Raw genomic sequence first — 6,437 nt, 5'->3', positions numbered from 1 at the left:
GCACTGACATCAAATGCCCACACTTATCGACTGTTAATTGTTAAAGAACTGTATTCGGTACTGCTTTCGCGCTATCGACAAAGCGTTGTGTTTGTCAGCTGCGAAGAAGGAAGAGTATGAAGCGTTTCGGCCATTTCGTCAACCTTCTTTTTTACTACCCAGCCCCTGAAGGCTGCCCCTTTTGTGCCGCAAACTAGTGCGTCTCATTGGGGAGGCGAACTATAGCAAAGCCACTCACAGGCAGCAAGCTTTATTTCAGCAATTCGGCAATCGCCATGCCGACATCCGTCGTACTGGCGCTGCCACCCATGTCTGGCGTACGCGGACCATGCTCGAGCACTTGCTCGATGGCCCGCACAATCGCATCATGCGCCGCCGTGTAATTGGCATCGCCATTGCCGAGGAAGTCCAGCATCATGGCACCCGACCAGATCATGCCGATCGGATTGGCGATATTCTGGCCATAGATATCGGGAGCGGAACCGTGCACCGGCTCGAAAACGGAAGGAAAAGTGCGCTCCGGATTGATATTGGCCGACGGTGCGATGGCAATCGTCCCCGTACAGGCGGGTCCCAGGTCGGACAGGATGTCGCCAAACAGATTCGAAGCGACCACCACGTCGAAACGTTCGGGGCTCAATACAAAGCGGGCCGCTAGGATGTCGATATGGTATTTATCCCAGCGGACATCGGGAAAGCTCGGGCCCATGGCTTCCACCCGCTCATCCCAATACGGCATGCTGATGGCAATGCCATTCGATTTCGTGGCCGATGTCAGGTGTTTTTTAGGCCGGCTTTGCGCCAGCTCAAACGCATACTTCAGGATACGGTCGACACCCTTGCGCGTAAAAACGGATTCCTGCAGCACCGTTTCGCGCTCCGTCCCCTCGAACATGCGCCCGCCCACGGATGAATACTCTCCTTCCGTATTTTCACGCACCACATAAAAATCGATATCGCCCGGCTTTTTATTCGCCAGCGGGCACGGCACACCAGGCATCAAGCGCACGGGACGCAGATTGACGTATTCGTCGAACTCACGCCGGAATTTCAACAGCGAACCCCATAAGGAGATGTGGTCGGGCACCTTGTCCGGCCAGCCCACGGCGCCAAAATAGATGGCGTCGAAATCCTTGAGCTGGGCAAACCAGTCCGGGGGCATCATTTGCCCGTGTTCCAGGTAATAGTCGCAATTGGCCCATGCCATCGTCGTGAACTGCAGGTCGATATTGAAACGGCGCGCGGCGGCCTCGACAACACGCAGCCCTTCCGGCATGACTTCATTGCCGATGCCGTCGCCGGCGATGACTGCGATTCGGTGTGTGGACATGGGATTCTCCTGGTTATGGATGCTAAATGGGTGCATTGATGATACTGGCACCGCATGAGAATACAATCAGGAGATTCATAACCCAAGTATTCACATTTCGTGTTCAATCAATGAAACATACACCGCTGCTGGAAGACTTACGCCTGTTTTGCCAGGTCGCCCATAAAACCAGCTTCGCCGGCACAGCCTTGGAACTGGGCATTTCCAAGGCCGTCGTCAGCAAGCGCATCGGCATGCTGGAAGCGGCGCTGCAAGTACGTTTGCTGCACCGGACCACACGCCGGGTCAGCGTCACCGATCACGGCGAGATCGTGCGGCAATGGGCACAGCGCATCCTGGAAGATGTCGAGCAAATGGGTGAGGCGGTAGCGCAGTCGAAACTGCAGCCGCAAGGCGTGCTGCGCATCTGCTCCAGTTCCGGTTTCGGACGCAACCGGCTCGGTCCAGCCCTATCCCAGCTGGCACGGCAGTATCCAGACCTGAAAATACAGCTGGAATTGCTCGACCGGCCCGTCGACCTGCTGGGCGAAGGTTTCGATCTCGACATTCGCATCGGCGTGGTCCATGAACCGGACCTGATCGCCCACCGTATTGCCAGCAACCAACGCGTACTGTGCGCCGCGCCCACCTACCTGGCACGACGCGAAACGCCGGACACCCTGGCGCAGTTGCGCGAGCATGACTGCATCGTCATTCGCGAACGCGACCAGGATGGGCGGCGCTGGAAACTGCAGGGGCCGCAAGGAGTGGAAACGGTGAAGGTCGACGGACCGCTATCGGCCAACAATGGCGAGATCGTCCATCAATGGGCGCTGGATGGCCACGGCATCATCTTGCGTTCGGCATGGGATGTGGAAAGCAGCTTGGCGCAAGGCAAGCTGGTGCGCATTTTGCCTGCATATCAACAGGCGGCCGACGTGTGGGCGGTGACCACCTCGCGGCTGTCGAACTCGGCCAAGGTCAGGGCCTGCGTGCAGTTTCTGGAGCAGTGGCTGCAGGCCCGCGCCTGATGATCTAGACCAGGTATCTACACCAGGCGCGCCACATCCGGATACAGACGCGCCAGGGTATCGGAAGTGATGGACGACAGGAGGGGCAGGACGCGCTCGGCGGCTTGCTCCGGCGACTTTTCCCGGCGCACGTCTTTCCACAGCTCGGCCAGAGCAGCGTCATGGCGCGCTACCGCCTGCTCGACCTCATCCTGCCAGAAGGCCGGCGCCTCGCTTTCGACAAAGTTGCCGCGGCCACGGCCAAAGTGCGCCACCGCCAGGTAACGCAGCACGCCCGCCACCACTAAGGTACGCAAAAAGGCATCCGTAAATTGCATCGTGGGCTCATTGCGGTCCGTACCGGAATTAAAACCCCAGGCTGCGCCGGCAAACGTCAGCGCACCGACCACGCCGCCAAGCAAGGCCCCCGTACCCAAGGTCAATCCGCCGGAAATCAGGTCGGCCGACAGCCCCGTCGCGGCACCGGAAATCATGGCGCCCAAGAGTCCCGCTTGCGCCTTGTCGATCGGCGCGCGCACGGCGAAATTTTCCCGTATCCGGCTATTGATCTTATGCGCATCGGTCGGATCGAGTTTGTGCAAGATCAACAGTTCACGCGTGGTCACGCTGCTGTGCGTATTGAGGCGCGCCACCAGGCTGGCCATGGCCTTTTCCTGGCGTTGCTGCTCTGCATTCTTACCGATGCCCACGACCTGCAAGGCCGATTTCAGCAAGCCTCTGGACGCCGGATCAATGGCTTCGCGATCCTGCCCAGCCACCGCCAGCTGCGTGGCCAGCAAATGCATGGCCTGCTGGAAACGTGCCGTATTTTGCGTTTGCCAGGCAGCAAACAACCGCGCGTAGCCAGCTTGCTGCGACTGGGGCAACAATTGACCCACGGCTTCGTAAAACACACGCTCATGTACCCAGCAGCGGGCAAAGGCATCGAGCGCCAGGACGTCGCGCACGATCGGATACTGCTGCAAATGCTCGCGCCAGCGCGCCTGCTCGCCGTGCTCCTCATTACCCAGACGCGGCGGTCCCATCTGATTGAGCAAGACCACCACCGGCTTATCCAGCCAGGCGAGGATTTTCATTTCCGCTGGCAAGTAACCCGCGTCTCGGGGATTTTCAGAGGAGTTGACCAGGTACAGCACCACGTCGGCCGCATCCTTGGCCGTGCGCAGCGCTTGCTGGCTGAGCCAGAACGGGCGGTCGCGATAACGGTCCAGCACTTCGCGCAAGAACCAGCCGATGGGATTGCCCGACTGCCCCAGGCGCTTGAGCAGGCGCACGGAGTCGCCGAAGCCTGGCGTATCCCATAATTGCAGGGCATCACCCTGCGGTGTCGCCAGCAAGGTATGCGATTCCGCAAACACGGTCACGTGGGCGGCGTCGCGCACTTCGCCGATATCCACGCCCACCAGGGTACGCGCCAGTGTCGTCTTGCCATTATTCGTGTGCGAAAGCAGCGCGAACTGAATCTGCACCGCATCATCCTGCACTTCTTTATTCACATTCACACTCATGCTGCTGCCGATACTTTCAGCCCGACACCAGCATCGAGCGGGTGCAAGGCAGGATTGAGCAAATTGACCAGGGTTGCCGTGGTTTTGTGGAACTGGCAAAATTGTTGCCACAAGGCGACTCGCTCCGCCAGGCGCGCGCCGTTATCCGCCTGCTCGCCCGCGCGCTCCAGGTAGCTGGACTCGTCGATCAGGACGGCGATGCCGCGTGTCGACGATTGCGCCAGGTAATCGAGGAAGGCGCCATGATTTTCCTTTTCCGGCGTCGCCGTCAAGTTGAACAGCACGGCCGTGATATTGACTTGCGGATCATTCAGGTCCGTGCCGCGCAGAACGTCCTGCGGCTCTTCGCCATACGACGTCGACGGACGCAGCATCATGCGGCCCTGCTCGCCGAACAGCATGATGGATAGCTGGCCCAGGCCCTTGTGGCGCGCCTCATCGACAGTAAAGCTGTATGGCAAGACGCGCAGCATGCCGCCCGTGGCCACGCCGATGCTTTCATTGAGCTTGCGGAAATACGGTTGATCGAGATCCAGCGGAAAATGTTTCGCCAGGCGCGCAGCGCGCCAATTGTTGACCAGTGCCAGGATCAGGCGGGGAACGACCACCAGCAGAAAGATGGTTGCCGCATACAAATGCACCCAGCGCGCTCCGCCTTCCACGGTCGTCGTTTGCGGGAAACGCAACGCTTCGATTTCCGCCAGCGAAAAGCCTTGCAAATGAAACAGGGCGATGGCCGGCGCAAACAGGGTTGAAAGCAGGCTGTGCACCTGGCTGGCGCTCAAAAAGGTGCTTTCCCAACCGGCTGCGTATTGCGACAGGAAACCGCGCGCATACAGCGAGGCGACGGCGCCGATGGCAAACATGGCGGCGCTCAAGTGGATGGTACGGCTCAGGCGCGCGGCCGTCAGCTTGGCGCTCAGGTGCGCCCATTCCCCCATGAAGCTGAGCAAACCCGAGGACAAGGCGTGCGGCAACTTGCGCGGCAAGGTCAGGCGGCCCACGCTCAGGTGGCGCACCAGCCCCGCTTTCGGCCAGCCGAGGGAATGCGAGGGGATGCATAGCCAGATCAGCAAGCCCAGGTAGACCAGTACGTTCCACGCAATGATCAGCAGCAAGGGCGCCGAAAGCAGATCCACGCGATGGGGATCCGTGATGCGGTCGAGCCCGGCGCCCAGCAGCAGGGCCAGCAAGGGCAAGGTCAGCGCCAGGGCTTTCATGCCGTTACGGCGTTTCGCGAAAGCGGCAAAGGCGGGCGTGCGTTCGGTGATGCGCTTGAGGATCAGCTCGGAACGCTGCTGCAGGAAATCGTCACCCGTCACTTCGGCCTGCTTGCCCGAAGCTTGCCACTGCGCAAGCTCACGCGCGCTGCGGCTGGCATACATGCGGTCATCCTCGCTGAGGACTTCTTTTTTCTGGTCGGCCGTCTCGATAGCACGGACCAATACCACTTCTCTCGCAATCTGCTCGTTCATGGTGCTCCTGTTTTTGTATGAAACGACAACTAGACAGGCAGATTGTGACGTACTTTTATGTTTCAGGCCAACGCGTCCTCGGCCCGGAGCAGATTATGCAGCAGATATATCAGGAAAGAGGCAATCCAGGCAGACCACAAGGTGTGCGTAAAAAATTGTGTACCTTGCAACTGTTGCTGCCAGCCTGCCGCCAAACCGCACAGCAGCATGACGCCAGCGAGCAGAAGCGCCGTGCGTGGCCGTCCGGGCAGGCAAAACAATGGCAAGGCCAGCATCCACCAAGCAGTGTTCGCCTGCGTGGCAGGCAGGCAAACCATGGCAGATGCATTGGCGGGCAATGTTTCCAGCAGGCGCGTGTAGGGCGCCAGTCCGCCATAGCGCAGCAAATCCGTAGGGCAAGGCACATCGCCGAAGGAAGAGAGAAAATAAATGCTTAACGGCACCAAGACAACCGACAGGGCCACGACGCGCAAGGCGCTGCGGCGTGAGGTCAGCCAGGCCAGCGGATGCAAGGTGTCCCAGATAGCCAGGCAGATCATGGCGGAGCCAAGCGAGATCATGCCGAGCTGGAAATTGCCCGCCCACGCGCTGCCCGTGCCAGCAAATTGCCCACGCGTCCCGTCGAACATGCTGTCCGCGATCATGAGATCGAGGTTGCTGTAATTGCCGATCCAGAGTATCAGCATGGCCGACAGCATCAAGACGCTATCGATGCCTTTGGGAGTTTTGACGAGTTTAAGCTTGGCCAACATGGATGCACACATTTACTTGATGGGATGAAAGGGACTGGCCGCCCAAGGACAGCAGCCATGCAAGCCATCGTACAGTGTGAATATGAAGAGAACATGACGGTGCCCGCAGTTAGCAACACGGACCGGGTATGATAGGTATTTTTGCGGCACACTTCCCCCGTAAAAAGCGCTCACGAGCGATAACTTCGCGCAACTTCGCCGTACGCACGACAAAAATCGCGCACCAGGCAAAAGCACCAGACGTAAAAAAACCCCAACCGGATCACCGGAAGGGGTTTTTTCGCATAACAAGCCTGACGATAACCTACTTTCACACTGGTTGCAGCACTATCATCGGCGCAAAGTTGTTTCACGGTCCTGTT

General features: G+C 59.2%; 6 protein-coding genes. 1 reads left to right on the top strand and 5 read right to left on the bottom strand.

All coding sequences use genetic code 11. The features are described from left to right. Positions 1-250 precede the first annotated feature (250 nt). The gene (locus O0879_RS28475) at positions 251-1,330 is read right to left on the bottom strand and encodes a tartrate dehydrogenase (protein WP_289920035.1); all 1,080 of its coding nucleotides are present in this window, start codon (positions 1,328-1,330) and stop codon (positions 251-253) included. 110 nt (positions 1,331-1,440) lie between these two features. On the opposite strand from O0879_RS28475, the gene O0879_RS28470 reads away from it, so the two are divergent. Next, positions 1,441-2,340 (top strand): LysR family transcriptional regulator, encoded by a 900-nt coding sequence (locus O0879_RS28470; RefSeq protein WP_289920033.1) that lies wholly within the window; start codon positions 1,441-1,443, stop codon positions 2,338-2,340. A gap of 17 nt (positions 2,341-2,357) precedes the next feature. Here the strand turns inward: O0879_RS28470 and O0879_RS28465 are convergent, their stop codons facing one another. The 4 genes from O0879_RS28465 to O0879_RS28450 all read right to left on the bottom strand — a co-directional run. Beyond that, positions 2,358-3,848, bottom strand: coding sequence for a DUF3482 domain-containing protein (locus O0879_RS28465; protein WP_289920030.1), 1,491 nt, complete (start codon positions 3,846-3,848; stop codon positions 2,358-2,360). After that, positions 3,845-5,323, bottom strand: coding sequence for a DUF2868 domain-containing protein (locus tag O0879_RS28460; RefSeq protein ID WP_289920027.1), 1,479 nt, complete (start codon positions 5,321-5,323; stop codon positions 3,845-3,847). Before O0879_RS28460 ends, O0879_RS28465 begins: the two co-directional genes overlap by 4 nt. A 62-nt stretch (positions 5,324-5,385) precedes the next feature. Next, the gene (locus O0879_RS28455) at positions 5,386-6,075 is read right to left on the bottom strand and encodes an acid phosphatase (RefSeq protein ID WP_289920025.1); all 690 of its coding nucleotides are present in this window, start codon (positions 6,073-6,075) and stop codon (positions 5,386-5,388) included. Positions 6,076-6,245: 170 nt separating this feature from the next. Further along, positions 6,246-6,437: hypothetical protein (locus O0879_RS28450; protein ID WP_289920023.1), on the bottom strand; the 192-nt coding region annotated here is incomplete at its 5' end.

Origin of the sequence: Janthinobacterium sp. SUN120 (assembly GCF_030397735.1) — a bacterium.
Lineage (GTDB): Bacteria > Pseudomonadota > Gammaproteobacteria > Burkholderiales > Burkholderiaceae_D > Janthinobacterium > Janthinobacterium kumbetense.
Note: the sequence above shows the minus strand (reverse complement) of the source record. Positions and strands in the feature narration are given on the sequence as shown.

Bases quoted from the DNA above. Each gene is read 5' to 3' on its own strand.
- O0879_RS28475 (WP_289920035.1), bottom strand. From the start codon at position 1,330: ATGTCCACACACCGAATCGCAGTCATCGCCGGCGACGGCATCGGCAAT.
- O0879_RS28470 (WP_289920033.1), top strand. From the start codon at position 1,441: ATGAAACATACACCGCTGCTGGAAGACTTACGCCTGTTTTGCCAGGTC.
- O0879_RS28465 (WP_289920030.1), bottom strand. From the start codon at position 3,848: ATGAGTGTGAATGTGAATAAAGAAGTGCAGGATGATGCGGTGCAGATT.
- O0879_RS28460 (WP_289920027.1), bottom strand. From the start codon at position 5,323: ATGAACGAGCAGATTGCGAGAGAAGTGGTATTGGTCCGTGCTATCGAG.
- O0879_RS28455 (WP_289920025.1), bottom strand. From the start codon at position 6,075: ATGTTGGCCAAGCTTAAACTCGTCAAAACTCCCAAAGGCATCGATAGC.